Origin of the sequence: Pseudooceanicola aquaeponti, assembly GCF_050897975.1 — a bacterium.
Classification (GTDB): Bacteria; Pseudomonadota; Alphaproteobacteria; order Rhodobacterales; family Rhodobacteraceae; genus Pseudooceanicola.
On the sequence record NZ_JBPAXY010000003.1, the window covers coordinates 278542 to 304868 of the forward strand.

General features: G+C 68.5%; 24 protein-coding genes and 1 riboswitch. Of the genes, 15 read left to right on the forward strand and 9 right to left on the reverse strand.

Translation table 11 applies throughout. The annotated features are described in order from the left end of the window. Positions 1–382: 382 nt before the first annotated feature. From ACRARE_RS08030 to ACRARE_RS08040, 3 genes are all read left to right on the forward strand, one after another. The gene (locus ACRARE_RS08030; RefSeq protein WP_432655909.1) at positions 383–1930 is read left to right on the forward strand and encodes a helicase HerA-like domain-containing protein; all 1548 of its coding nucleotides are present in this window, start codon (positions 383–385) and stop codon (positions 1928–1930) included. A 127-nt stretch (positions 1931–2057) separates the two neighbouring features. Beyond that, positions 2058–2846 (forward strand): SGNH/GDSL hydrolase family protein, encoded by a 789-nt coding sequence (locus ACRARE_RS08035; RefSeq protein WP_432655910.1) that lies wholly within the window; start codon positions 2058–2060, stop codon positions 2844–2846. Between the two features lie 421 nt (positions 2847–3267). Further along, positions 3268–3630 carry a hypothetical protein gene (locus ACRARE_RS08040; RefSeq protein WP_432655911.1) on the forward strand — a complete coding sequence of 121 codons (363 nt, stop codon included), beginning with the start codon at positions 3268–3270 and terminating at the stop codon, positions 3628–3630. Positions 3631–3718: 88 nt separating this feature from the next. On the opposite strand, the gene ACRARE_RS08045 is transcribed toward ACRARE_RS08040, so the two are convergent. Continuing rightward, positions 3719–3952: a hypothetical protein gene (locus ACRARE_RS08045; RefSeq protein WP_432655912.1), complete on the reverse strand. Its 234-nt coding sequence runs from the start codon at positions 3950–3952 to the stop codon at positions 3719–3721. A gap of 100 nt (positions 3953–4052) precedes the next feature. Beyond that, positions 4053–5060 carry a GlxA family transcriptional regulator gene (locus ACRARE_RS08050; protein ID WP_432655913.1) on the reverse strand — a complete coding sequence of 336 codons (1008 nt, stop codon included), beginning with the start codon at positions 5058–5060 and terminating at the stop codon, positions 4053–4055. A 183-nt stretch (positions 5061–5243) separates the two neighbouring features. Here ACRARE_RS08050 and ACRARE_RS08055 point away from each other — a divergent pair, with 183 nt between their 5' ends. Continuing rightward, entirely contained in the window at positions 5244–6611 is a 1368-nt protein-coding gene (locus ACRARE_RS08055) for a class II 3-deoxy-7-phosphoheptulonate synthase (RefSeq protein WP_432655914.1), read from the forward strand. 122 nt (positions 6612–6733) lie between these two features. Here the strand turns inward: ACRARE_RS08055 and ACRARE_RS08060 are convergent, their stop codons facing one another. After that, entirely contained in the window at positions 6734–7492 is a 759-nt protein-coding gene (locus ACRARE_RS08060) for a PAS domain-containing protein (RefSeq protein WP_432655915.1), read from the reverse strand. A gap of 296 nt (positions 7493–7788) precedes the next feature. On the opposite strand from ACRARE_RS08060, the gene ACRARE_RS08065 reads away from it, so the two are divergent. After that, positions 7789–8682, forward strand: coding sequence for a YicC/YloC family endoribonuclease (locus tag ACRARE_RS08065; RefSeq protein WP_432655916.1), 894 nt, complete (start codon positions 7789–7791; stop codon positions 8680–8682). Between the two features lie 77 nt (positions 8683–8759). Here ACRARE_RS08065 and ACRARE_RS08070 read toward each other — a convergent pair whose 3' ends face one another. The 6 genes from ACRARE_RS08070 to ACRARE_RS08095 all read right to left on the reverse strand — a co-directional run bounded on the left by ACRARE_RS08070 (position 8760) and on the right by ACRARE_RS08095 (position 15591). Next, positions 8760–10091, reverse strand: a complete 1332-nt coding sequence (locus ACRARE_RS08070; protein ID WP_432655917.1) for a branched-chain amino acid ABC transporter permease — start codon at positions 10089–10091, stop codon at positions 8760–8762. Beyond that, positions 10088–11095, reverse strand: coding sequence for a branched-chain amino acid ABC transporter permease (locus tag ACRARE_RS08075; RefSeq protein WP_432655918.1), 1008 nt, complete (start codon positions 11093–11095; stop codon positions 10088–10090). Before ACRARE_RS08075 ends, ACRARE_RS08070 begins: the two co-directional genes overlap by 4 nt. Positions 11096–11099: 4 nt before the next feature. Further along, positions 11100–11804: an ABC transporter ATP-binding protein gene (locus ACRARE_RS08080; protein WP_432655919.1), complete on the reverse strand. Its 705-nt coding sequence runs from the start codon at positions 11802–11804 to the stop codon at positions 11100–11102. Continuing rightward, positions 11801–12679 (reverse strand): ABC transporter ATP-binding protein, encoded by an 879-nt coding sequence (locus ACRARE_RS08085; RefSeq protein ID WP_432655920.1) that lies wholly within the window; start codon positions 12677–12679, stop codon positions 11801–11803. The genes ACRARE_RS08080 and ACRARE_RS08085 overlap by 4 nt, the downstream gene beginning before the upstream one ends. A 122-nt stretch (positions 12680–12801) precedes the next feature. Continuing rightward, positions 12802–13986, reverse strand: a complete 1185-nt coding sequence (locus ACRARE_RS08090; RefSeq protein WP_432655921.1) for an ABC transporter substrate-binding protein — start codon at positions 13984–13986, stop codon at positions 12802–12804. Between the two features lie 168 nt (positions 13987–14154). After that, on the reverse strand, positions 14155–15591 hold the full coding sequence (locus tag ACRARE_RS08095) for a hypothetical protein (protein WP_432655922.1): 1437 nt from the start codon (positions 15589–15591) through the stop codon (positions 14155–14157). Positions 15592–15832: 241 nt separating this feature from the next. Here ACRARE_RS08095 and ACRARE_RS08100 point away from each other — a divergent pair, with 241 nt between their 5' ends. The 10 genes from ACRARE_RS08100 (at position 15833) to ACRARE_RS08145 (ending at position 26258) form a co-directional block, all read left to right on the forward strand. Next, positions 15833–16318, forward strand: a complete 486-nt coding sequence (locus ACRARE_RS08100) for a putative pterin-binding protein (protein ID WP_432655923.1) — start codon at positions 15833–15835, stop codon at positions 16316–16318. Then, the gene (locus ACRARE_RS08105) at positions 16315–17667 is read left to right on the forward strand and encodes a sensor histidine kinase (RefSeq protein WP_432655924.1); all 1353 of its coding nucleotides are present in this window, start codon (positions 16315–16317) and stop codon (positions 17665–17667) included. The genes ACRARE_RS08100 and ACRARE_RS08105 overlap by 4 nt, the downstream gene beginning before the upstream one ends. Further along, positions 17664–18755 carry a response regulator gene (locus ACRARE_RS08110; protein ID WP_432655925.1) on the forward strand — a complete coding sequence of 364 codons (1092 nt, stop codon included), beginning with the start codon at positions 17664–17666 and terminating at the stop codon, positions 18753–18755. Before ACRARE_RS08105 ends, ACRARE_RS08110 begins: the two co-directional genes overlap by 4 nt. 126 nt (positions 18756–18881) lie before the next feature. Further along, entirely contained in the window at positions 18882–19823 is a 942-nt protein-coding gene (locus ACRARE_RS08115) for a hypothetical protein (RefSeq protein ID WP_432655926.1), read from the forward strand. Further along, positions 19820–21865, forward strand: a complete 2046-nt coding sequence (locus tag ACRARE_RS08120; protein ID WP_432655927.1) for a vWA domain-containing protein — start codon at positions 19820–19822, stop codon at positions 21863–21865. The genes ACRARE_RS08115 and ACRARE_RS08120 overlap by 4 nt, the downstream gene beginning before the upstream one ends. Before the next feature lie 58 nt (positions 21866–21923). Next, positions 21924–22808: a hypothetical protein gene (locus tag ACRARE_RS08125; RefSeq protein ID WP_432655928.1), complete on the forward strand. Its 885-nt coding sequence runs from the start codon at positions 21924–21926 to the stop codon at positions 22806–22808. Between the two features lie 343 nt (positions 22809–23151). Continuing rightward, positions 23152–23247, forward strand: a riboswitch (TPP riboswitch). 44 nt (positions 23248–23291) lie between these two features. Further along, a complete protein-coding gene (gene thiM, locus ACRARE_RS08130; protein ID WP_432655929.1) occupies positions 23292–24083 on the forward strand; it encodes a hydroxyethylthiazole kinase in 792 nt (263 codons plus the stop codon). Beyond that, positions 24080–24688: a thiamine phosphate synthase gene (thiE, locus tag ACRARE_RS08135; RefSeq protein ID WP_432655930.1), complete on the forward strand. Its 609-nt coding sequence runs from the start codon at positions 24080–24082 to the stop codon at positions 24686–24688. The genes thiM and thiE overlap by 4 nt, the downstream gene beginning before the upstream one ends. After that, positions 24685–25491, forward strand: a complete 807-nt coding sequence (gene thiD, locus ACRARE_RS08140) for a bifunctional hydroxymethylpyrimidine kinase/phosphomethylpyrimidine kinase (RefSeq protein WP_432655931.1) — start codon at positions 24685–24687, stop codon at positions 25489–25491. The genes thiE and thiD overlap by 4 nt, the downstream gene beginning before the upstream one ends. Next, entirely contained in the window at positions 25488–26258 is a 771-nt protein-coding gene (locus ACRARE_RS08145) for a 3-oxoacyl-ACP reductase (protein WP_432655932.1), read from the forward strand. Before thiD ends, ACRARE_RS08145 begins: the two co-directional genes overlap by 4 nt. The last annotated feature ends 69 nt before the right edge of the window (positions 26259–26327 follow it).

Genomic DNA, 26327 nt, shown 5'->3' on the forward strand with positions numbered 1-26327 from the left:
TGAGACAATGAAAAAGGGGCCCGAAACAGGCCCCTTTCCGTAGAATTTTTGCTCCCCGTCGGACTGGCCGACTTGTATTTGAGATCACGCTAGGCGCTTTGCCGGGGGTAGTCAACACGGAAATATGACAGTCCTGTGGCACGCGTGATCGGCGCCGCAAAAGGTGGCATCGGCGGGGGCAGCAGGGGCGGGGCTGGCCCTTCGGGGGGGTGCAAAAAAGCCGCGCCCCGAGGGGCGCGGCCAGTCTGACAGGGAGGAAGTCTGTCCTTCGCCAAGAGGACGTGAGACGAAGGACAGGAGGACAGGCTGGCACGATTTCGTTAAGCGAATATTCTGCACCGTGCGCAGACAGAGGTTTTGTCCGGAAATGCGGGGGAAAAGCATGGACGAATTGAACGGCATTTTCATTGGTGGCGCGGGCGACGACCGCCGCGATCCACAGTACCTGGCGCTGGAGTTCGCCAACCGCCACGGGCTGATCGCGGGCGCCACGGGCACCGGCAAGACCGTCACCTTGCAGATCATGGCCGAAGAGTTCTCGGCCCAGGGCGTGCCGGTCTTCCTTGCGGACGTGAAGGGCGACCTGTCGGGCCTGGCCAAGGCGGGCGATCCGGCGGGCAAGCTGCACAATGCCTTCACCAGCCGGGCGATCTCGATCGGGTTTGACGATTTCGACTATGCCGCCTTTCCGGTGATCTTCTGGGATCTCTTCGGGGCGCAGGGCCATCCGATCCGCACCACGGTCAGTGAGATGGGCCCGCTGCTGCTGGCGCGGCTGATGGATCTGAACGACACCCAGGAAGGGATCCTGAACATCGCCTTCCGGGTGGCCGATGAAGAGGGGCTGGCGCTGCTGGATCTGAAGGATCTTCAGGCGCTGCTGGTCTGGCTGGGCCAGAACCGGGCCGAGCTGTCGCTGCGCTATGGCAATATTGCCAGCGCCTCGATCGGCGCCATCCAGCGCCGGCTGCTGGTGATGGAGACCGAGGGTGCGGCGCAGATGTTCGGCGAACCGGCGCTGGAACTGTCGGACCTGATGCGCCGCGACACCGACGGGCGCGGCGCCATTTCGGTGCTGGCCGCCGACAAGCTGATGCAGACCCCGCGCCTTTACGCCACCTTCCTGCTGTGGCTGCTGTCGGAACTCTTCGAAGAGCTGCCCGAGGTGGGCAACCCCGACAAGCCCAAGCTGGTCTTCTTCTTCGACGAGGCGCATTTGCTGTTCGACGACGCGCCCAAGGCGCTGCTGGAGAAGGTCGAGCAGGTGGCGCGGCTGATCCGCTCGAAGGGCGTCGGCGTCTACTTCTGCACCCAGAACCCGGCGGATGTGCCCGATGACGTGCTGGGCCAGCTGGGCAACCGGGTGCAGCACGCCCTGCGCGCTTTCACCGCCAAGGACCGCAAGGAACTGCGCCTGGCCGCCCAGACCTACCGCGACAATCCCGATTTCGACATCGAAGAGGCGATCACCCAGGTCGGCACCGGCGAGGCGGTGACCTCTTTCCTGCAAAAGAAGGGCGTGCCGGGCATGGCGCAGAAGACGCTGATCCGCCCGCCCAGCTCGCAACTGGGCCCGATCACCGACGCCGAGCGGCGCGATGTGATGGCCGTCTCGCCGGTGGCGGCGCAATACGACCGCGCCGTCGACCGCGAAAGCGCCTATGAGATCCTCGCCCGCCGCGCCGCCGCCGCCGCGAAAGAGGCCGAAGAGGCCGAACGCCGCGAGGCCGAGCTGGAGGCGCGCGAGCGTGAAGAGCGAGAGCGCCGTCGCTACACCACCTCGCGCCGCAGCACCCGGTCGTCGCGCGACGCGGGCCTGGGCGCCGAGCTGGGCCAGGCCCTGCAAAAGGCGGTGATCCGCGAGCTGTCGGGCACCACCGGCAAGCGCATCGTGCGCGGTATCCTGGGGAGCATCTTCAGGGCGCGGTGAGGGCTTTCTGCGCGCCATCCCCCCAAAATTCGTGCAAATCCTGCAAGTGATGTGCCAAGCTTTGCATTTGTTCGATCAGTCATAGCTGTCTAGCTTCCCCCTCATATCTCAGGGAGGAGATCAGACCATGACCCATTCTTTCAAATCCGCGCTTTGCGCGGGGCTGTTTCTGCTGGCCGGGCTGACCGCGGGCGCTTCGACGGTCGGGGCTGAGGAACGGCCGCTGGTGATGCCGCCGGAGGCCGGGCCAGAGCGGATCCTGTTCATCGGCAACAGCTATCTCTACTACGGCGACGGGTTGCAGAACCACGCCCGCCGCATGGCCGCCGCCGCCTATCCGGATCGCAAGTTCAACTACAAGCTGGCGGCGATCGCGGGCGGCTACATGGACGAGCAGCCGGTGGCGCAGTTTCTGACCCTCGGTGGCGAGCAGGGCTATGATCTGGTGGTCTTGCAGGGCAATTCCGGCGCCATGCTGAGCGAGGAGAAGCGCGCCCGGTTCGGCGGCGCGAGCGAGACCGCCGCCGGGCTGATCGCCGAGACCGGGGCGGCAACCGCGCTTTACATGACCCCGGCCTATGGCGAGGGGCACGCGCGCCACGATCCGCAGATGACCGGGCTGATTTCCGATGGCTACACCGCCGAGGGCAACCGCCTGGGCGCCCTGGTGATCCCGGTGGGCCGGGCCTTCGCCCTGGCTTATGAACGCCGCCCCGAGATCGCCCTGCACCAGCGCGATCACTCGCATCCGACGAAACTGGGCACCTATCTGGGCGCGGCGACGCTTTATGCCACGCTCTATGACGTCTCGGCGGTCGGCAATACCTATGACATGTATGGCGAGATCTCGACCGAGGACGCCGCGTTTCTTCAGCAGGTCGCAGAGGATGCGGTGGCGGAGTTTTACGCGCAGTGAAAACGGAGTGGCGCCCTCGCGCTGCAGGGTGCGTTTGTCGCGCAACGGCGGGGCGGGGGCCGGCTGGGTCAGGCGCGCCCCTAGGCGGTGACCCGTAACTTGCTGGGCCCCAGCGGAAAGCGCCTTCTGCGCGGCCTGTCCGGCTGCCTGTTCCGCGCCCGTTGAAGGCGCCACCCCAGGGCCATCGGTGGGCCCTGGGGCAGTCCTGTCCAGCGGGACAGAAAACTTGTCTTCCTGGTCTGAAACTTTTTCCCGCCCCCGCTCGTTATCAAAGATGTGCAGATATGTGACCTGGGCAGGCGGGCGGTCTTCGTGAGAAGCGGATTGAACCGCGCGCGGGATTGCGCGACGGTTGCATCGTGTACGAAGCGCATCCGGGGCGGGGGTCTCGGCGCGTTTCGGAATGGAGGCTGGTGGTCAGGTGAGTGACGAGATTGTTCTACGTGCCGGTGAGCTGGCCCTCGGTCTTCTGGATGAGGCCGAGGCACAGGAGGCCTGGCATGAGGTGACCGTGGATCCCCAGATGCGCGCGGCCTATGGCGCCTGGATCGAAGAGTTGGTCACCGTCTATGACAGTCCGGTCCTGGCCGTGCCTGCCAACGCGCCGCGTCCCGGCCCGCAGGTCTTCGCAAATGTCGAGGCGGCGCTTTTCGGGGCCGCGGCGCTGCCGCGTGGCCAGCGCTGGCGCGACTGGCTGCGGGCGCCGGAAAATCGCGGCCTGGTGGTCACCATGGCCACGGCCAAGCTGCTGCTGCTGGCCTGGATCCTGTATCTTTTCCTGTGATTTCAGGGCTGTCGCCTGCCGCCGCAACACCTCTGCGCGGTGACGGTCTCTGTCCACGCAAAAGGCGCGTAGCCGGCGTGTGGCGGCCTCAGCTCGACGCTTCGGCGCCCTCGGGGCCCGCGTCCAGAACCCGACCGATATAGGGCACCATCAGCCCGGTTCCCAGCAGGGTGGCCACCAGGGCCACGGCCAGCACGTTGAGATGATCCAGGAAACCTTCGGACAGCGCATAGGCGGCAAGGGCCACCAGCGGGATATGCAGGAAGACGGCACAGACGACCTGCACCCGGCGCTTCACGGCGTTGGCTTGCATAGCTTGCATGGAACTGACCTCCCGACACTGGGTAACCAAGGATCAATATGGACCGGGACGGGGGCGGGAATCAAGCGGTTGGGCAAAGGGCGCGGTCCGCGACCCCGCCTCAGATCGACAGCCGCGTGCCTTGGGTGCCCCGTTCCCGGTAGGGCGTCGTCTGGTACTGCGCCCGGTAGCATTTCGAAAAATGCGAGGGCGAGGCGAAGCCGCAGGAAAGCGCCACGTTGATCACCGACATATCCGTCTGCATCAGCAGGTTGCGCGCCTTCGACAGGCGCAGTTCCATGTAATAGCGTTTGGGCGAGCGGTTCAGGTAGCGGCGGAACAGCCGTTCCAGCTGGCGGGTCGACATGCCCACCTCTTTGGCCAGCAGGGCGGGCGATATCGGTTCCTCGATATTGGCTTCCATCATCTGGATGACCTGGCTGAGCTTGGGGTGGCGCACGCCGATCCGGGTCGGCACCGACAGGCGCTGCGTGTCCTGGTCGGTGCGGATCGAGGAATAGATCAGCTGGTCGGCCACGGCATTGGCCAGATCCTCGCCGTGCTGATCGGCGATCAGCTTCAGCATCAGGTCAATGGACGAGGTGCCGCCCGCCGTGGTCATGCGGTTTCCGTCGATGACGAAGACCGACTTGGTCAGGGTGACCTCGTCGAACTCTTCCGCGAAACTGTCGTGGTTTTCCCAGTGGGTCGTGGCGCGCTTGCCGTCCAGCAGCCCGGCCTTGGCCAGCACATGGGCGGCGGTGCACAGCCCGCCGATGGCCGCGCCCTTGCGGGATTCCCGGCGCAGCCAGTTCAACAGCTTGCGGGTGGTCTTTTCCTTCACCCCGATGCCGCCGCAGATCATCACGAAATCTTCGCGCCCGACCTCTTCCAGCCCGCCATCGACGTTGAACGACACGCCCCCCGAACAGCTGACCGGCTCGCCGTCCTCGCTGTGCAGGGTCCAGCTATACAGGCTGCGGTCGGACATGCGGTTGGCGATGCGCAGGCATTCCAGTGCCGAGGAAAAGGACAGTAGGGTGAACTGATCCAGCAGGACAAAGACGAAACGGCGCGGGCGCGAGGCGGCTGTGGCGGCCGAAGAGAGCGGGGGGCGGGGCTCCGGCATGGGCTGACCTAACATTGACGGCAACGTGGCAAGGCCCCCGGTTGGGCGCGGAGGCCGCCGGGGTGGGGAATATGAAGCGCAGAGCCTGGCCGCGACGTCAAGCGTCGGAAAAGAATTGTGGCTCTTTGAGGCCCGAGCCGGTATAGGCTGACCCCCTAAGAAGCTTGAAACCCGGAGGATGAGATGGGGACCTGGCAGAAGTCCGATTGGCGCAATAAGCCGCGGGTGCAGATGCCTGACTATCAGGATCAGGAAGCGCTGCACGCCGTTGAAGGCCAGCTTTCGAAGTATCCGCCCCTGGTCTTTGCGGGCGAGGCGCGGCGGCTGCGCGAGCAGCTAGGCGCCGCAGGGCGCGGCGAGGCCTTCCTGTTGCAGGGCGGCGATTGCGCCGAAAGCTTCGATCAGTTCAGCGCCGACAGCATTCGCGACACCTTCAAGGTGATGCTGCAGATGGCCATGGTCCTGACCTTCGGCGCCAAGGTGCCGGTGGTGAAGGTGGGCCGGATGGCGGGCCAGTTCGCCAAGCCGCGCTCGGCGCCCACCGAGACCGTGGGCGGTGTTGAGCTGCCCAGCTACCGCGGCGACATCATCAACGAGCTGGCCTTCACCCCCGAGGCCCGCATTCCCAACCCGCAGAAGATGTTGCAGGCCTATACCCAGGCCGCCGCGACGCTGAACCTGCTGCGCGCCTTCTCGACCGGGGGCTATGCGGATGTGAACTCGGTCCACCAGTGGACCCTGGGCTTCACCGCTTCGGACAAGGCCGAGAAGTTCCGCGACATGGCCAACCGGATCAGCGATACGCTGGACTTCATCAAGGCCGCCGGTGTGACGCCTGAAAGCGCCCATACGCTGAGCCAGGTGGAGTTCTACACCAGCCACGAGGCGCTGCTTCTGGAATATGAAGAGGCGCTGTGCCGGATGGATTCGACCTCTGGCAAATGGCTGGCGGGCTCGGGTCACATGATCTGGATCGGCGACCGCACGCGTCAGCCCGATGGGGCGCATGTGGAATTCTGCCGGGGCGTGCTGAACCCGATCGGTCTGAAATGCGGCCCCTCGACCACGGCCGAGGATCTGAAGGTCCTGATGGGCAAGCTGAACCCGCTGAACGACATGGGCCGTCTGACCCTGATCGCGCGCTTCGGCGCGGGCAATGTGGCGGAACATCTGCCGCGCCTGATCGAGACGGTGAAATCGGAAGGGGCCAATGTGGTCTGGGTCTGCGACCCGATGCATGGCAACACCATCAAGTCCAACACCGGCTACAAGACCCGCCAGGTCAACACCGTGCTGTCGGAAGTGCAGGAGTTCTTCGCGGTGCACCGTGACATGGGCACCGTCCCGGGCGGCGTGCACTTCGAGATGACCGGCAACGACGTGACCGAATGCACCGGTGGCGTCCACGCGGTGTCGGAAGAGGACCTGAGCGACCGCTATCACACCGCCTGTGACCCGCGCCTGAACGCCTCTCAGGCGCTGGAGCTCGCCTTCATGGTGGCCGAAGAGCTGGTGAGCCTGCGCGAAACCCGCCTGGCCGCGCACGGCTGAGGCCCGCGCGCTGCGGCGCACCTTGGGACAATTGGAAAAGCCGCCGGGGCGATCCCTGGCGGCTTTTTCTATGGCGCCTATGGGGGCGCTCCTCGGCCCTGGCGGGCCTCCTCGCGGGCGGGCTAGTCGTCCTTGACCAGGCGCAGGTAGGGGCGGGGGCCGGGTTTCAGCCGGGCGCCGTTGGTCCCCTTGGGGCTGTCATCCTGCGGGGCAGACGGGGGCGGCGCGGCGGTGAAGGGCGCGGGCGCCTCGGCCAGACCGGCGTTGCGATCCGGCGCGTGCGTCTCGGCGGGGCTCTCTTCCGTCTGGCTCTGCTCTTCGGGCGGGCGCATGAAATCGCCCAGCAGGGGCGTGACCTGGGCCGCGGTGATGTCGAACCGGCGTGGCGCGCGGCCGATCTCGCCGGTGGTGGCCAGGCAGCCCAGCACCCGCGAGATGTCGCCCAGGTCGCTTTTCATCGGCAGAAGCAGCAGCCGCGCCGCGATCTCGGGCTTGCCGAGGCCCCGTTCGGCCACCAGATCCACCGTGGCGCGCGACGGCGTGTCAAAGACCTCTTCCAGGATCTCGCCCAGCTGGTTGCGGCCCTGGGGCGTCATGAAGGCCGACAGGGGCATCCCGCGCACCTCCATCCCCATCAGATCCGACAGGTGCGAGCCCGCGATGCGCAGCCGCGCGATGCCGGGCGCCACCCGTTCCAGGATGAAGGCATATTCCAGCGCCCGTTCGATCCCGCGCGGGTCGATGTCGGACCGGCGCGGCACCAGCCGCCCGGCGCGGATCGCCTCCCAATAGGCCTCGACCTCTTGCACGGCGTTGAACCGGGCCGCGCTCAGGAAGCCGGCCATGTTGATGACGGTGCTGCCGTCCCCGTCCTGTGGCATGTTGAAACTCCAGCTTGTGTCATCGCAACCTCCGTCGGTCACATCCGGTGCCAAAGCCAAGGGCGGACCACAGGCGGCCAGAACCGAGGGCGCGGGGCAGGGCGCGCGGCGGGCTGGCCGGAGGGGATCCGGGGAACTTGGTAAAGGTATCTTCACAGAGGTTACGTATCCATTAATATGCCATAATTGATTGCAATTTTCCGGGTTTTCTGGGGCAATGGTTAACCTCTGCTGACACGGGCGCACGGCCCCGCGGGACAGGCGGGCGCGTCGGGGCAGGGCGGATTGGGGGACAAATGACCTATTCGATGACAGGCTTCGCCGCCCGGCGGGGCCAGGGGCAGGGCTTCAGCTGGAGCTGGGAGCTGCGCTCGGTCAATGCCAAGGGGCTGGATCTGCGGCTGCGTCTGCCGGACTGGGTGCCGGGGCTGGAGGCGGCGCTGCGCGACCGGCTGGGCACGGCGCTGGCGCGCGGCTCGGTCACGCTGAACCTGCGGCTGTCGCGCGAGGAGACCAGCGCGGCGGTGCAGGTGAACCGGGGCCAGCTGGAGGCGATGTTGGCCGCCCTGGCCGAGGTCGAGGCGGCGGCAGAGGCGCGCGGGATCACCCTGGCGGTGCCCACGGCGGCCGAGGTTCTGGGGATGCGCGGCGTGCTCGAGGCTGCTTCGCCCGAGGAAGACGCCCAGGGCGCGTTGCGCGCGGCCCTTCTGGCCGATGCCGAGCCGCTTCTGGCCGAGTTCCTGGAGATGCGCGCCCAAGAGGGCCGCGCGGTCTCGGTCCTGCTGGCGGGCCAGCTGGACAGGATCGAAGAGCTGGTGGCCCGCGCCACCGAGGCCGCCCAGGCCCGTGCCCCGCGCCAGGCCGAGGCGCTGCGCGCCGCCATGGCCCGGGTGCTGGAGAACGCCCCGGGGCAGGAGGCGGACCGCGTCGCGCAGGAATTGGCGCTGCTCGCCATCAAGGCCGATGTGACCGAAGAGCTGGACCGGCTGGGCGCCCATGTGACCGCCGCGAGGGGCCTGCTAGCGGCGTCCGGCGCGGTCGGGCGCAAGCTCGACTTCCTGGCGCAGGAGTTCAACCGCGAGGCCAACACCCTCTGCGCCAAGGCGCAGGACAAGGATCTGACCGCCCTGGGGCTGGAGCTGAAGACGCTGATCGACCAGATGCGCGAGCAGGTGCAGAACATCGAGTGAGCCGCGCCACCGGACGGCAAGAAAAAGGCCCCCGTCCGATTGGCGGGGGCCTTTGTCGTCTCTGCGCGCCTGCGCCCTCAGCGCTCCGGCAGAAGGCCGCGCGGGCTGAACCGCAGCACAATCAGCAGCAGCACCCCCATCAACAGCATCCGCATATGGGCGGCCGAGTTGATCAGGTGGTCCTTCAGCCCACCCTCGGGCAGGGGCGACACCGCCATCTGCATGATCTCGGGGCCCCAGTCCCCGGCCTTGACCCAGAGATACCAGATCAGCACGCCACCCAGAACAGAGCCCCAGTTGCTGCCCGAGCCGCCGACCACGACCATCACCAGGATCAGGAAGGTATAGCGCAGCGGGTTGTAGGAGGCGGGGGTCATCTGCCCGTCAAGCGAGATCATCATGGCGCCCGCCAGACCGATCACCGCCGAGCCCAGCACGAAGACGTGCAGGTGACGACGGGTGATGTTCTTGCCCATGGCGGCGGCGGCGACCTCATTGTCGCGGATGGCGTGCATCATCCGGCCCCAGGGCGATTTCAGCGCCAGTTCGGCGGCCCAGATCAGCAGCAGGATGACAACGATGAACAGCGCCAGGAAGGCCAGTTTCACCAGCAGGGTCGAGGCCAGGGTGGGATCCAGCCCCCAGTCTTCGGCCCGGGCGACAAAACCGGGGTTGGCCTGAAGGTCGATCTCGTAGGGCACGGGCCAGGGGCGGGGAATGCCGTTGACGTTCAGCACGCCCCGGTCCAGCCATTGCTCGTTCTTCAGCACGGCCACGATGATCTCGGCGATGCCCAGGGTGGCGATGGCCAGATAGTCCGAGCGCAGGCCGAGGGCGGTCTTGCCCACAAGCCAGGCCGCGCCCGCCGCCAGCACCGCGCCCACGGGCCAGGAGATCAGGGTGGGCAGGCCCAGACCGCCCAGGTTGCCCGCCGCCGAGGGGTTGATCGCCTCGATCGCGGCCACCGCCGGGTCGAAAAGCGCCCGGTAGGCGAAGAAGCCCGCCAGCAGGATCCCCACCACCGCCAGGCCCCGGGCCCGGCCCTTGGGCATCCGGCGCCAGCACAGCCCCGACAGGATCAGCGCGATCACCGCCACGGCGAAGGCGGTCAGGATCCCCAGGCCGCCTGCGGCGAAGGCGCCGGGCGTGGGCGGCATCGAGATCAGCACCGGCGCCAGGCCGCCAAGCGCCAGGAACCCCATGGCGCCCGCGTTGAACAGCCCGGCGGTGCCCCATTGCAGGTTGATCCCAAGCGCCATGATGGCCGAGATCAGCCCCATGTTGAGGATCCCCAGGGCCGAGTTCCAGCCGGTGGTCAGCCCCTCGACCAGCAAAAGCAGAGCCAGGATGGCGAAGAACAGCGGCGCGCGCAGCGGGCTGGGATCGCCCGGTTGACGGGATGTGCTCATACCACTTTCCCCCTGAAGATACCGGTGGGCCGGAAGATCAGCACCAGGATAAGGATCACGAAGCTGACCGCGAATTTGTAGTCGGTCGACAAAAGCTGAACCAGGCCGTCAGGCTCCCATCCGGGGATCATGTAGCCCGCCACCTTCTTCCAGGCGTAAGTCAGCCCGACCTCGGAGAAGGAGATGATGAAGCCGCCCGCGATGGCGCCCACCGGGTTGCCGATGCCGCCCACGATGGCCGAGGCGAAGATCGGCAGGACGATCTGGAAATAGGTGAAGGCCTTGAACGACTTGTCGAGCCCGTAAAGCGTGCCCGCGATGGTCGCCAGCGCCGCCGTCAGCACCCAGGTCACCCGTACCACGCGGTCGGGGTCGATTCCCGACAGCAGTGCCAGATCCTCGTTATCGGAAAAGGCGCGCATCGACTTGCCGGTGCGGGTGCGGTTCAGGAACCAGAAGAGGGCGACCATCACCAGCACCGCCGTCACCACGGTGATGGCCTGGGTGGTGCGCAGGGTCAGCGGCTCGCGCATCCCGGTCAGCTGGTTCCAGGTCCGCGCCGACAGGATGAAGCGTTCGCCATCGGCGAAATTGATCTGGTCCACCCCGATCAGGAAGCGGGTCAGGGCGTTCATCACGAACATCACGCCGACCGAGACCATGACCAGCACCACCGGCTGGGCGCGGATGCGCCGGTAATAGCGATAGACCGCCCGGTCGGTGCCCAGCAAAAGCGCGGCGGTGATGGCGATGGCGAAGGGCAGGGCGATCAGCGCCGTCGGCAGCGGGCCAAAGCTGACGCCTAGGGCCTGAAGGCCCCAGGTGATCAGGATCACCACGGCAGTCCCGAAGGCCATCGTGTCGCCATGGGCGAAGTTCGAAAAGCGCAGGATCGAATAGATCAGCGTCACCCCAAGCGCGCCAAGCGCCAGCTGCGCGCCATAGGCGGTGGCCGGGATGATGACGTAATTCGTCAGCGCCACCAATGCGTTGAGTAGTTCCATCAGCTCAGCCCCCCAGGAAGGTGCGGCGGACCTCCGGGTCGGCCAGAAGGGCCTTGCCGGTGTCGGTATACTTGTTGGCGCCCTGCACCAGGACATAGCCCCGGTCGGCGATCTCCAGCGCCTGGCGGGCGTTCTGTTCCACCATCAGGATGGAGATCCCGGTGCGGGCGACCTCGATGATGCGGTCGAACAGCTCGTCCATGACGATGGGCGAGACCCCCGCCGTGGGTTCGTCCAGCATCAGAAGCTTGGGCCGGGTCATCAGCGCGCGACCCACGGCCACCTGCTGGCGTTGCCCGCCCGACAGCTCGCCCGCGTTCTGCTGGCGCTTGTCCTTCAGGATCGGGAACAGGTCAAAGACCTGCTCCATCGTGTCGCGGAAATCGTCCTCGCGCAGGAAGGCGCCCATTTCCAGGTTCTCTTGCACCGACATGGTGGGAAAGACGTTGTCGACCTGGGGGACAAAGCCCATGCCCTTCTTGACCCGGTCCTGGGGCGACAGGGCGGTGATGTCGACCCCGTCCAGGGTGACCGAGCCGCCGCGCAGGGGCAACATGCCGAAGACGGCCTTCATGGCGGTGGACTTGCCCGCGCCATTGGGCCCGACGATGACGGCGATCTGGCCCTTTTCCACGGTCAGGGTGCAGCCGTGCAGGATGTCTGCCTTGCCATAGCCGCCGGTCATGTTCGAGGCGTCGAGATAGCTCATTGCGCCTCTCCCTTGCCGGCCTGATCGCCCCGTCCTGCCTGATCGCCCAGTCCGGGCTGGGCACCCAGATCCTGGCCTGCGGCGGCTTCGGCGGCCTCTTCGGCCACCACCTTGTTCTTCAATCCGGTGCCCAGATAGGCCTCGATCACCGCTTCGTTCTCCATGATATGGGCGGCGGGGCCTTCGGCCAGCACACGGCCCTCGGCCATGACGATCACCGGGTCGCACAGGCGGCCGATGAAATCCATGTCATGTTCGATGACGCAGAAGGTATAGCCGCGCTCCTTGTTCAGCCGCACGATGGCGTCGCCGATGGTGTTCAGCAGGGTGCGGTTCACCCCCGCGCCGACCTCGTCCAGGAACACGATCTTGGCCTCGACCATCATCGTGCGGCCCAGTTCCAGCAGCTTTTTCTGCCCGCCCGACAGGTTGCCCGCCTTCTCGTCCGCCAGATGCGAGATGGTGAGGAAGTCCAGCACCTCATCTGCCTTGGCGCGCAGTGCGGCTTCCTCGGCACGGATGCGGGCGCGGGCAAACCAGGTGGCCAGCAGGGTCTCGCCGGTCTGTTGCGCGGGCACCATCATCAGGTTCTCGCGCACGCTGAGCGTGGGGAACTCATGAGCAATCTGGAAGGTGCGCAACAGGCCCTTGTGGAACAGCTGGTGCGGCGTCAGGCCGGTGATGTCCTCGCCATCCATGGTGACGCGGCCCGAGGTGGGCGCATGGACCCCGGCGATGACGTTGAAAAGGGTGGATTTGCCAGCCCCGTTCGGCCCGATCAGGCCGGTGATCGAGCCGGTGGCGATCTCGATGCTGGCATTATCGACGGCATGGAAGCCGCCGAAGGATTTCACTAGGTTCTCGACCCGGATCATGGGGTCCCCCGAGTTCCGGCACTGGGGCCGGTGGTTGTCTGTTCAGAACGCGCGCGGGGGATGTAGGACGGCCCGGGACGTGCAAGCCGTCCCGGGCCGGTTCCCCGTGGCGTGGTGCGGGATCAGCGGTAGCCGACCGTGGTGATCTTGCCGTCTTCGAACAGGATCTCGCGGAAGGTGCCTGCCGCTTCGCCCTGGCCGATCAGTTCGATCGCCGTCGCGCCGTCATAGTCGATGGCTTCGCCCGCCGCCAGCAGTTCCAGACCCTTGGCCAGTTCGCCGGGGTAGATCTTTTCGCCGGGACCGTTGGCGATCTCCATGATCTTGTCCTTGTAGACCTTGGGATCGCTGGATCCCGCCGCCTGCATGGCCAGCAGCATCAGCGCCGCGCTGTCATAGGCGCCGCCCGAATAGGCCGAGGAGCCGTCGAAACCGGCGGCCTCTGCCATCGAGAGGTAGGTCGCCATGCCTTCACCCTCGGAATCGGGCAGCTGGCCGAAGGAGCCGTCCAGTTCCGCGCCGAAGTTGTCTTCCAGGGCCTGGCTGACCATGCCGTCGGGGAAGACGAAGGTGTAGAAGGCGCCGCTGTCCAGCGCGCCGCGCAGCACGCCCGAGCCGCCCTGATCGACGTAGCCGACCAGCACCAGCGCGTCGCCGCCTGCGGAGGCCAGCGCGCCCACTTCGGCGGAATAGTCGCCCTTGCCGTCCTCATGCGAGGCCGAGATGGTCACGGTGCCGCCCGCCGCCTCGAAGGCGCTCTGGAAGCTGTCGGCCAGGCCCTTGCCGTAGTCGTTGTTGGTATAGGTCACGGCAACCGAGGAGATACCCTTTTCCAGGATCTCTTCGGCCATCACGACGCCCTGACGGGCATCCGAGGGCGCGGTGCGGAAGAAGAAACCGCCGTCTTCCAGGTTCGACAGGGCGGGCGAGGTGGCCGAGGGCGAGATCATCACGACGCCGTTCGGCATCCCGACGTTTTGCAGCACGGCGGTGGTGGCGCCAGAGCACATGGCGCCCATGATGCCCTTCACCCCGTCCGAGGTCACCAGGGTTTCGGCGGCGGCGGTGGCGGCGGCGGCGTCAACGCAGGTGCTGTCGCCACGCACGACCGTCACGGTCGAGCCGTCCAGCAGCGCGCCGGACTCGGAAACCTCGGCCATGGCCATCTCGGCGCCCAGGGCCATCGGGGTGGCCAGCGATTCCAGCGGGCCGGTGAAGCCCAGCAGGACACCCATCTTGATCTCTTCGGCCGAGGCCGCCGAGGCACCAAAGGCCAGCACGGCCGTGGTCATGAGCAATTTCTTCATTGTGATCTCCCTCCTGAGATCCGGCTTTCGCGGATCCGGCTTGTTTGTGAGAACAAAGAGCTGCGCTCTTGTCTGCCCCCGAATGGGACGGAAGCGGCGCGGAAGGTCAAGGGGGTGCGAAGGGGAAGTGATGAAAATTCTTGCACCCATGGGCGGCTTGGGGGCGGGTCAGGGCGCGGCGGGGCGCCGGGCCTCGACCTCGACGGGGATGAAACTGGCCGGGCGCACCAGGGCTATGCCGACGCTCAGCCGCAGGATCCCCGCGTCCCTCACGGCCTGGGTCATCGACAGGCCCGGTCCCACGGCGACCGAAAAGGCCTCGTCCGCGCTGGCGGCGGGGAAGGCGCCGTCTCTCCACAGGGACGCCAGGAAGGCCTCGACCTCGGTTTTCACCGCCTGCCACAGCGCGGGGTCATCGCCGGTGCCCGGAGAGGACAGCGCATAGCCCCTGAGGGCGGCGCGCAAGGTGCGGGTGATGTAAAGCTGGGTGCGCCGCACCGGCAGATAGCGCAGATCGCCGCTGTCGGGCGCCATCATGCGGGCCCCGTCGATCAGAATCCCCTGGCTCGGATCCAGCCGCAACGGGTTGATCGCGACACTGGCTCCGGGGGCCGCAAGGCTGGCGGCAGGTGGGTCTGAGGCAAGGCCCTGCACGGCTTGCGGGACCGTTCGCACAGGCGCCTTCCACATCCCCCACCGGGCATCGGCGGCGGCGATCATCCCCGCGATCACCCCCGAGGGGGGCACCGGCGCGACCAGGCTTTGCGCCGCGTCGGCCGTGGCGCGATAGGTCGCGCTGCCTTGTTGAAGCACCTGATGGATCCAGGCCGGATCCACGTAGGGCGCGAGGGGCTCTTGGCCCAGTTCCTTCGCTGCGCCGTGGATCTTACCGGGGTCCGGCTCGGCCAGGATCTGCGCCGAGAGATCGCGGCGCAGCGCGGCCGACAGGTCGCGACAGTCGAACCTGGGCAAGGGGGAGATCAGCCAGGGGGCATAGGCCAGGCCAAAGGCCGCCTCGGGGATGTCCAGCGCCTGGCGGAAGGCCTCCAGCTCGGCCGAACCGCCCGCCTCGGGCGGGTCGATCAATGCGATCCGGTCGCCCTGGGCCGCGCAATGGGCCAGGGCCGCGCGCCAGACCCGCAGGGCCTGATCCGGGGGCAGACGCCCGGCGTCGGGCAGGACCAGCAGGTCGGGCCCCTCGGCCCGGGCTTCGGCGCTCTCCAGCGCGGCGATCAGCGGCTCGGCCTCGGGTCGCAGCCCCTTTCCGGCGCGGGTGAAGGGGCCTGTGGACAGCACGTAGGCCTTGGCGCCGCCCGTCTCGAAGAACAGCGCGACTGCGCGGGGCAGCAGGAAGGGGGCGCCGACCTCCAGCCCCTGACCATCGGCGCGGGTGCGGATCTCGTGCCGGGGCGGGTCGCCGAAGAGCGCCGCGAACTCCGCCGGGCTGGAAACCGGCTGCACCCTGCCGGTGAGGTCGTGGCCCTGGGCGTCTGTGGCCCGCTCCGTGGGGCCGATGAACAGGGGCACGGCGCTGTCGGAGCCGACCACCGGCGGCAGGCCGCGTGTTTCCGCGATATAGACGCCGGGGGCGGTATATTTGGGCATGGCAGGCGCGACCTTCTGCTGGGGCGCCCCAGGGCGCGGGGCAGCGTTGGCCGGAATGCTAGGGCAGGGCGCGCGCCCGATCCATCGCGTTCTTCGCCCCCGGGGCCCGGCGCGATCCATCAGCGGGCAAGGTGCGGCACCGATCCGCACGGCCCCGCACGGGACATTTGCATGTGTCGGCGCCGCTGGCCTATGGTCACGGCAGATTTCTACAGCCCATTTTTCCGAGGGTTTTGACAGCATGATCCATTTTTCCCGCCGCCTGCTGCTGATCGCAGGCCTGTTGCTGGCGCCGCTTGGCGGCGCGGCCCTGGCCCAGGACACCGACGCGGTGCTGCTGGAGGTGGTCACGCCGGAGCGCACCGAGCTTTTCGACCGCGCCCGGCTGGAGGCATTGCCGCAGCACGCCCTGACGACCCATACCACCGTCACCGACGGGCCGCAGGATTTCACCGGCCCGCTGATGCGCGACCTGCTGGCCGAGGCCGGGGTCGAGGCCTCCAGCGTGCTGGCCATCGCCCTGAACGATTATGAGATCGACCTGCCGGTCGAGGATTTCACCCGCTATGACGTGATCGCGGCGCTGACCATGAACGGCGCGGCGATGACCCCGCGTGACAAGGGCCCGATCTGGATCGTCTATCCGCGCGATCAGCACCGCGAGTTGCAGGACATCAACTTTGACTACCGCTGGGTCTGGCAGCTGACGCGCATCGAGGCGCAATGAGCCGGGCGGCCTTCTGGCGCACCACCGCGCCGGTCCTGCTGCTGCTGGTCTGCATCGGCCTGCTGGTCTTCGGTTTTCTGCGGCTGCGGGCGATCGAGAAATCCATGCGGCTGGACGATGCCACCAACATGGTCTGGGTGATCAGCCAGGCCCAGGTCGAGGCGCTGAAGCTGCGCGCGGTCCTGGCCGAGGCGCCGGGCGACGGCGCGGTGATCGCGCATCAGTACGACCTGTTCCGCAGCCGCATGGACATGCTGACCCAGGGCCCGCAGCGGCGCTTTCTGGAAGAGTTTCAGGTGGCCACCCAGGTGATGGCCGCGCAACGGCTGGTGCATCGTCTGGACCCGGCGGTGCGCCAGCTGGCGCCTTTCGAGGAACAGGCGTTGAGCCGCGAATTGGTGGAGTTGAACCGGCAGCTGAACCGGGCCGCGAACCGGGCGATGGTGGGCGAATGGCGGATCCTGTCGGACCGGCTGGCGCGCTACCGCACGGCGGTGGCGCAGGTGGCCTATTCCCTGGCGGTCGGAGTGCTGGTGGCGATCTACCTTGGCTGGCGCATCGTCGCCGATCGCCGCGCGCGGCTGGACGCCGAGGAATTGCGCCTGCGCTCGGCCCGGCTGGAAGAGGATCTGGACCGCGAACGCGCCACCGTGGCGCACTGGCGCGACTTCGCCGCCGTGGTCTCGCATCAGTTCCGCACGCCCCTGGCGGTGATCGACAGCGCCGCGCAGCGGATCTACCGGCGCGGCCAGCCCGCCTCGGAAGAGGTGCTGGAGGCCAAGCAGGCGACGATCCGCGAGATGGTCGGCTCGCTGGACCGGCTGGTGGATGCGGCGCTGCTGATCGGGCGGATCGACAACAAGATGGAGCGGCCGCAGCAGGTGATCATCGACCTGGCGCCGACCCTGCGCGGCATCGTGGATGAGATGCAGCGCCGCCACCGTGGGCGTGAGATCACCCTGAGCCTGGGCGAGGGCCCGCTGAGCGCCTGGTGCGACCCGAAACTGGTGCAGCACGGGGTGATGAACCTGATCGACAATGCGGTGAAATACTCGCCCCCCTCCAGCCCGGTCGAGGTCAGCCTGTTCCAGCAAGAGGGGCGGGTGGCCTGCGCCGTGGCCGACCGCGGCCCCGGCCTGACCGAGGAAGAGGCGGCGCGGCTTTTCGCGCGGTTCCAGCGGGGCGAGGATGCGCCGGCCAGCGGGACCGGCATCGGCCTGTGGCTGGCGCAGCGCCTGGCGCTGTTGCAGGGCGGGCGGATCGAGGCGCAGCGGCGCACCGGCGGCGGCGCCCTCTTTACCCTCTGGCTGCCCGCCACCCCGCCCGGCAAGAAAGGACAAGAGACATGACAGAGGCCGCCCCCGGTGCCCGCATCCTGGTCTGCGAGGATGAACGCCACCTGCTGGACGACATCTGCGCAGAGCTGAGCGAGGCGGGCTATCAGACCCTGGCGGCCAGCGACGGGCTGGAGGCACTGGCGCTGCTGGAGCAGGCGCGGCCCGACCTGATCCTGTGCGACATCGCCATGCCCCGGCTGGACGGGCGCGCCCTGCTGGACCGGCTGCGCCAGACGCGGGCCGATCTGGCCGATGTGCCCTTCCTGTTCCTGACCGCCTTCAGCAACCGCGCCGACATGATCGACGGCAAGCTGCGCGGCGCCGATGACTATCTGGTCAAGCCGGTGGATTACGAGGTGCTGCTGGCCACCCTGGCGGCGCATCTGCGCCAGGTGCGCCGGATCGCCGCCGCCCGTGACGGGGCCAGCCCGGGCGGCGAGGCGGCCATGGACCGGACCCGCCAGGCCCTGGCCGAGGCCGAGGGCGGCGCCTGGGCGGCGCTGGACCGGCTGGCCCAGGGGATCGTGCTGCTGGATGGGCGCGGACGGGTCCTGCACGCCAATGCCGCCGCCCAGCTGGTCTGCGTCGCGGGCTCTGGCCTAAGGCTGGATCAGGAGCTGCGGGCCGAGGTCGAACCCGCGCATCTGCGCCAGGTGCTGCGTGACACGCTGGAGGGCGAGGCGCCGCTGGCGGGCGTCGCCCCGGTGCCGCTGCAAAGGCCCGACCGGGGGCAGGGGCCGATCCTGCTGTTGTCGCGGCTGCGCCCAGAGGCCCAAGTGATCCGCAGCGACGAGGGCGGGACGGGCGCCGAGGAGGCCGGCGGCCCGGCCCTGATGGTGCTGATCGTCGACCCGGCGCGGCGCGTGGCCCCGGATCCCGACCTTCTGCGCCAAGCCCTGGGCCTGACACCGACCGAGGCGCGCATTTCCAGCCTTCTGGCCAGCGGGCTGCGCAGCGATGCCATCGCCGAGACCCTGGGCGTGTCCCCCGCCACGGTCGCCTCGCACCTGAAAAGCGTCTTTGCAAAGACCGAAACGCACCGCCAGACCGATCTTGTCGCGCTTCTTTTGTCACTTTCCGCCATGCCCTCCCCCGAATAGGGGAGGCGCAGGCGATCCGCCCTGCATTACCCTCTGCTCATTACCTGAGTGGAGAACATTTTTAGAATGTACGACTTTTCGTCCCTGGTCGCCGTGCGCCTGATGAGGCGCACGGCGCCTTTTATTGTGTTTCGCATCCTTGTGTATTTCGGCATTGCCCTGGCCTATGTCCTGGTCACCGGCGCAGGTGCCGGTCTGGGCTATGGAATAGGCGGTTTCGGCGATGAGGATTTCCGCGCCTCGGCCACGCTTTGGGGCGGCGGGATCGGCTTTGCCCTTTGCGCCGGGGCCATCTATCTGGCGCGGGAATTCATCCTCTACATTGTCAAGGCGGGCCATGTCGCGGTGATGGTCGAGGCGCTGGACGGGCGCGATTTGCCCGGCGGCCAGGGGCAGATTGCCTATGCCCGCCAGATCGTCTCTGCCAATTTCGGCCAGGCCTCGGTTCTTTTCGGCATCGACCAGCTGGTGAAGGGCGTGCTTGGCGCCATCACCGGGCTATTGCAGGGGCTGCTGACGCTGCTGCCCATTCCCGGGCTCGACCGGATCATGGGGCTGGTGCGCGCCTATCTGCGCGTCGCCGTGGGCCTGCTGGACGAGGTGATCCTGGCCCATGCCCTGCGTCAGCGCGCCGAGAACCCCTGGGACAGCGCCCGCGAGGCGCTGGTGCTCTATGGCCAGAACGCCAAGCCGATGCTGATCAATGCCGCCTGGGTGACCTTCTTCAGCTGGGGCCTGTCGATCCTGGTCTTCCTGCTGATGCTGGCCCCGGCGGCCGGGGTCGTCTACCTGATCCCCGGCGCCTGGTCGGCGGGGGGCGTGGTCTTTGCCCTGGTCTTTGCCTGGGCGGTGAAGGCCGCGCTGATCGAACCCTTCGCCATCGCCTGCCTGTTGCAGGCCTTCTTCAAGGTGACCGAGGGCCAGACCCCGAACCCCGAATGGGAGGCCCGTCTGAACGGCGCCTCCGCAAAGTTCCGCAAGCTTGGCGAAGGCGCGGCCCAATGGGTCGGCGCGCACAAGGCGCCGGGCCAGCCCGCATCCGAAGCGTTTTCCGGAGAGAAAGCATGATCCGACTGAGCCTGACCGCCCTGCTGCTGGCCGGTGCCCTGCCGGGCGCCCTGGCGGCGCAAGAGGGCGCCGCGACGGGCCGTACCATCATCGTGATGGATGGCTCGGGCTCCATGTGGGGGCAGATCGACGGCCGCACCAAGCTGGAAATCGCGCGCGAGACCGTGGCCGATGTGCTGGCCGACTTTCCGCCCGAACGGGGGCTGGGCCTGGTGGCCTATGGCCACCGCACGCGCGGCGATTGCAGCGATATCGAGGTCATGGTGCCGCCCGCACCCGGCACCGCGCCGCAGGTGCTGGCGGCGGTGAACGCCATGCGTTTCCAGGGCAAGACACCCCTGTCCGAGGCGGTGCGTCAGGCCGCCCAGGCGCTGCGGTTCACCGAGGATCCGGCCACCGTGGTGCTGGTCACCGACGGGCTGGAGACCTGTTCCGCCGATCCCTGCGCCCTGGGGCGCGAGCTGGAGGCGGCGGGCATCGACTTTACCGCCCATGTGGTGGGCTTTGGCCTGACCGCCGAAGAGGGCGCGCAGGTGGCCTGCCTGGCCCGGGAAACCGGCGGGCGCTATATCGAGGCGGGCAATGCCGGTGCCCTGTCCGACGCCCTGTCGCAGACCGTTCTGGCCAGTGCCGACCCGGCGCCCGCGCCGGTGCCCGCGCCGCAGCCCGAACCGCCGATGACCCTGCCTGCGGCCAGCCTGTCGGCCCCGGCGCCTGCGGGGGCGATCACCGCAAGCTACAGCGTTACCTGGGAGGGGCCGGGCGCCGAGGAGGACTATGTCGACATCGTGCCGGCCAGCGATCCCGAGGGCCGCTATCTCAGCTATGTCAATGTCGCCACGGGCAATCCCGCCCAGATCCGCCTGCCGGTAAGCCCCGGCGATTACCTGCTGCGCTATCGCTGGACGGGCGGCAAGGCCGATACCACCCTGGCCACCCTGCCGGTCACCGTCACCGATGCCGCGTTTGCCCTGGATGCGCCGGTCGCCGCCGAACAGGGCGCGGTGATCACCGTCTTCTGGCGCGGGCCGGGCGGCGCGGACGACTATATCGACACCATGCCCCAGGGCAGCACCGCCGTCAGCGGAGAGGTGACCTATCGCTGGGTGCGCGACGGCAATCCGCTAGAGCTTCAGGTGCCGGTGACGCCCGGGGCCTATCAGCTGCGCTATGTGGTGCAGGGGCCCGACGACCGCTCGGTCGGCCTGTCCCTGCCGCTGGAGGTGCTGCCCACCACCGCCAGCCTGCGGGCCCCGCCCGCCGTGCGACCCGGCGCCTCCTTCCAGGTGCGTGCCACCGGCCCGATGGCCTTCAACGACTGGGTCGATCTGGTGCCCACGGGCTTTGCCGAGTTCAGCGGCGAGCTGTCCTACTTCTACACCAAGGACAGCAGCGCGGGCGAAGGCTGGCTTTACGCCCCCGATGCCCCCGGCGCCTATGAAATCCGCTATGTCGCCGAAAGCGGCGATGGCCGCGCCGTGCTGGCCCGGATCCCGCTGACCGTCAGCGCCGAGGCCCCCGTGGATGTGACCCTGCCGCCGCGTACCTCGGCGCCCGAGCCGGCCACCGCGGCCCCCGCGCAGACCGAGGTTATCGCCCCCGAGGTGGTGCTCCCCGATCCGGCGCCGCTGGAGGACAGTGACATCAAGGCCCAGGTCGAGGCACTGCGCGACAGTGCCGCCGCCGAAATGGGGCTGAGCGCCGAGGAGAGCGAGGCGGGCCTGGGCGAGGATGTGGCCTTCCTCTGCACCGGCGAGGCCGGGACCACCTGCGATTTCACCGATGCCCAGACCGGGCTGTCCTTCACCCTGCCGGGGGGCTGGGCCGCCGATTACCCCTATCAAGAGGGCCCCGGGGCGCCGGTGCGGGTGCATTTCTTCGAGGCCGAGGCCGGGCGCGGTCTGATGCTGAACCCGCCCGATCCCAACGCCAGCGACCTCGGCGCCTGCCTGCCGTCGCCGCTTGGCCCGCTGTGCATGACCGGCGCCGAGGCGATGAGCGCCATCTCTGTGCTGATGCCCTCGCTGGCCCTGGCCGAGTGATCTGCTCCGGGGCGCCTGTGGCGGTGCCCCGGTGGCCCCGTTTCCCGAGGAGAAGATGATGACGATACTGTCCCGCCGCCTGCGCGCGGTATTGGCCCTGATGCTGCTGGCCGGGCCCGCCTGGGCCCAGGAGGGGCCGAAGATGGATCTGCTCTATTGCGTGCAGGGGCAGGGCTGCTGGCAGGGCAAGGCCGATCTGACCGCCGCCGAGGCCCGCGCCCTTCTGGGCCCCGACAAGGCCCCCGCCGACATGGCTGCCGCCACGCACCGCCTGGTGCAGCTGCGCGGCGTGCCGGGCGTCACCGCGACCACCTTCCCCGCCGACATGCTGCATGGCGCCTATGGCGGCACGGGCGAGATCGGCCAGCTGGTGCTGTCGCCGGGCGATGCGACGCTGCGCGCACCGGGTAAGGTCTTTACCCCTGCGGATCTGGGCCAGGATTTGACCATCCCGCTGTTCGACCCGGCCGAGGTCGCGCCCGCGCCCGCGCCGGTGACCATGGCCGGGGCCCTGGTGCCGCGGGATGGCACCTGGCGCGTCACCCCGCGCGATCAGCAGTTCCAGAACTGCAACCCGATGATGGAAAGCATGTTGGGCCCGGTGATGCAGGCCCAGGGCCGCGACACGGTGCGCGACATCCAGTGGGGCGGGCGCTTTGACCCGGCGGTGCTGGATTTCCTCAACGGCGATGGCCAGAAGGTAGACTGGACCCGGAGCGGGCCCAACAGCTTTACCGGGCGGTTGCTGGCCCAGGGCAGCGACGAGGTGGCGATCAGCTCGGACCTGGGGATGCGCCTGCTGGCCCCCGATCATATCGAGGCCGAAAGCAGCCTGAACATCGGCACCATGCTGGAGGGGATCGGTCAGGCCGAGATGGAGGCCCTGGGCCTGGGCAGCTGTTTCGTGCGCATGGTCTTCGATCTGCGCCACCAGCCGGGCTAGACCCGCAGCGATCCGACGACACCGCACGGCCCGGGCGCAAGCTGCGGGCCGTTTGCCGTTTCCGGGGGGGGGCGCCCTTGGCTGCCTTTGCCCAGGGCCCACGGCCTTGTCCGGGGCAAGCGCGCCGACTGTGCCTGTCTTGGGTGGGCGACGAGGCATCGGCCGAGAGAGGCTGGAAAGGCGCACTTTCCTGAGGGTGAAGTGTGTTCTTTAAGTGTCTGCTTTAGAATGTATTTATTAAACTTCACTTCCATCTAAACTGAGACCTCAGGCCTGAAACGGCCTCCCAGGATCCGGCCCGCAAACCTCCGTTTGTATTCCCTGCGAAGCTGTGCAATCTTGCCGCTCGCAACAGGGGCGTCCGCGACCGGCGGGCTGAGAAGCACCCTTTGAACCTGACCCGGATCATGCCGGCGGAGGAAGTTGCGGAGATGGGCCCGGCTTGGGGTCCGTCTGCCGTGCCTCCGTCTGAAAGGAGGCACAATGCAGACCCCAGGATCATATCTGGCGACCATGCGCGCGCAGACGCCGCTGGTTCACAGCATCACCAATTTCGTCGCCATGAACGTGACGGCCAATGTCCTGCTGGCCATCGGCGCCTCGCCCGCCATGGTCCATGCGCGCGAGGAAGCGGCCGAGTTCGCCGCCCTGGCCCAGGCGCTAAGCGTCAATATCGGCACCGCCGACCCGGACTGGGGCGCGGCTATGTGCGATGCGGCTGCCGTGATGGTGGAGGCCGGGCGCCCCTGGGTCTTCGATCCCGTTGGCGTGGCCGCCACCCGGTTTCGGCAGGATCTTTCCGCCAGGCTGCTGGATCTCGGCCCGACGGTGGTGCGCGGCAATGCCTCGGAAATCCTGGCGCTGGCGGGCCTTGGCGGCGCGGCGCGCGGGGTGGACGCGGGCGACAGTGTCGCGGCCGCCGAAGAGGGCGCCCGCGTCGTGGCGCGGCGCACCGGGGGCGTGGTCTCCGTGTCCGGGCCGGTGGATTTCATCACCGACGGCGCGCGCGCCGCGCGGGTGGCCAATGGCCACCCGATGATGCCCCGGATCACCGTCATGGGCTGTTCGCTGAACGGGGTGATCGCGGCCTTCTGCGCCGGTCAGCCAAGCTTCGAGGCCACGGTCGCCGCCCAGGCGGCCTATGGGGTCGCGGGCGAGGACGCGGGCCGGACCGCCGAGGGGCCGGGCAGCTTTCAGGTGGCCTTCCTCGATGCGCTTTACCATCTGCAACCGCAGGCCCTTGATGCGGCGGCCCGGATCGAGGTCCTGGCATGATCGGGCCGGTCTATGTGGTGACCGATCCCGGCGCGCCGCTGTCGGTACCCGAGCAGGCCATGGCCGCCGCGCGGGGCGGGGCCTGGGCGGTGCAGCTGCGCGACAAGGGCGCCTCTGATGCAGAGCTTGTCCCTCTGGTCGCCTCGCTGATCGACAGGCTGCGGCCCCTGGGGGTGCGCCTTTTCGTCAATGACCGGGTCGAGGTGGCCCGCGCCACCGGCGCCGATCTGCATATCGGGCAGGGCGATGGCGACCCAACGCGGGCACGCGCGCGGATCGCGCCCGAGGCCTTGCTGGGTCTGTCCATCGAAACCCTGGCCCAGGTCGGGCGCCTCCCCGAGGGGGTGGACTACATCGGCGCGGGCCCCTTTCGCGCCACGCCGACCAAGCCCGATGCCGCCGTACCCATCGGGGCCGGGGGGCTTGCCCGCATCGTGGCCGCCGCCCCGGTGCCGACCCTTGCCATAGGCGGGTTGGGCCTGGGCGACATCGCAACCCTGAAACAGGCGGGCGCCTCGGGCATGGCCGTTGTCTCGGCCGTGGCCCGCGCCCCGGACCCCGAGGCCGCGACCCGCGCCCTTGTCGACGCATGGAGGCGTGCATGATCGCCAATATCCTGTCCATCGCAGGCTCTGACCCCTCGGGCGGGGCCGGCATTCAGGCCGACCTGAAGGCGATCTCGGCCAATGGCGGCTATGGCATGGCCGCGCTGACGGCGCTGACTGCCCAGAACACCCAAGGGGTGCGCGCGGTGACGCTGATCGCGCCCGAGATGGTCGCCGCCCAGATCGGCGCGATCCGCGAGGACATCCGCATCGACGCCGTGAAGATCGGGATGCTGGGCAGCGCCGCGCTCATCGAGGCGGTGGCCGAGGCGCTGTCGGGGCTGGCCGCGCCGGTGGTGCTGGACCCGGTGATGGTGGCCAAGGGCGGCGATCGCCTGTTGGCGGCCGAGGCCGTCACCGCCCTGCGCGACCGGCTCTTGCCGCTGGCCACGGTGATCACCCCGAACCTGCCCGAGGCTGCGGACCTGCTGGAGACTACCGTGGCCGCGGACCGCGCAGGGATGGAGGCGCAGGCGCAGGCGTTGCTGGCCCTGGGGCCGGGGGCCGTCTTGCTGAAGGGCGGACATCTGGCCGGGGCCGACAGCCCCGATCTGTTGCTCGGCGCGGGTCAGGCCCGGTGGATCGAGGGGGAACGTCAGGCGACGCGCAACACCCATGGCACCGGCTGCACCCTGTCCTCGGCCCTGGCCACCCTGCTGGGCCGGGGCCTGTCCCTGGGCGAGGCCAGCGCCCAGGCGAAATCCTACATCGCCCGGGCCATCGCGCGCTCTGGCGATCTGTCCGTCGGATCGGGCCACGGCCCCGTCCATCACTTCCACGCGTTCTTTCCGGAGGCCACATGACCTTTTCCCATTCCCTTGCAGAGCAGACCGTCCTGATCACCGGCGCGGGGCGCGGCCTTGGGGCCGCCATCGCCCGCGCCTTCGCCCGCGAAGGGGCGCGGGTGGCGATCAACTATCGCAACAGTGCCGCACAGGCCGAGGCCCTGGCCGAAGAGCTTGGCCCGCGCGCCAGGGCCTTTGCGGCGGATGTCACCGACCCCGAGGCGCTGGCGGCCATGGTGGACCAGATCGCAGACCAGCTCGCCCCCCCCACGACCCTGGTGCACAACGCGCTGGCGGATTTCTCGTTCAACGGCGACGAACGGCCAAAGCTCGACAGCCTGCGCTGGCGCGACATTGCCCGCCAGGCCGAGGTGGCCGTGGGCGGTGCCCTGCACGCGATCCAGGCGATGCGCCCGCATTTCGAGGCGGCAGGGGGCGGCAGTGTCGTCACCGTTGGCACCAACCTCGTGCAGAACCCGGTGGTGCCCTATCACGACTACACGGCGGCCAAGGCGGCGCTGATGGCCTTCACGCGCACGGCCTCGAAGGACCTTGGCCCGCTTGGCGTTCGGGTCAACATGGTCGCGGGCGGGCTGCTGCGCACCACCGACGCCAGCGCCGCCACGCCGGAGGCGGTCTTCGACATGATCGCCGGTCTGACACCGCTTGGCCGGGTCACCACCCCCGAGGACATGGCCGATGCCGTGCTGTTCTTTGCCGCGCCCTGGTCGAGCGCGGTCACCGGCCAGACGCTGGTGGTCGACGGCGGGCTGGTGTGTGACTGAGGCGGTGACAGAGGGCTGAGGCCGCGGGCCGCATCCGTGAGACCGCCGCCGCACCTGGCACCCCTGGTG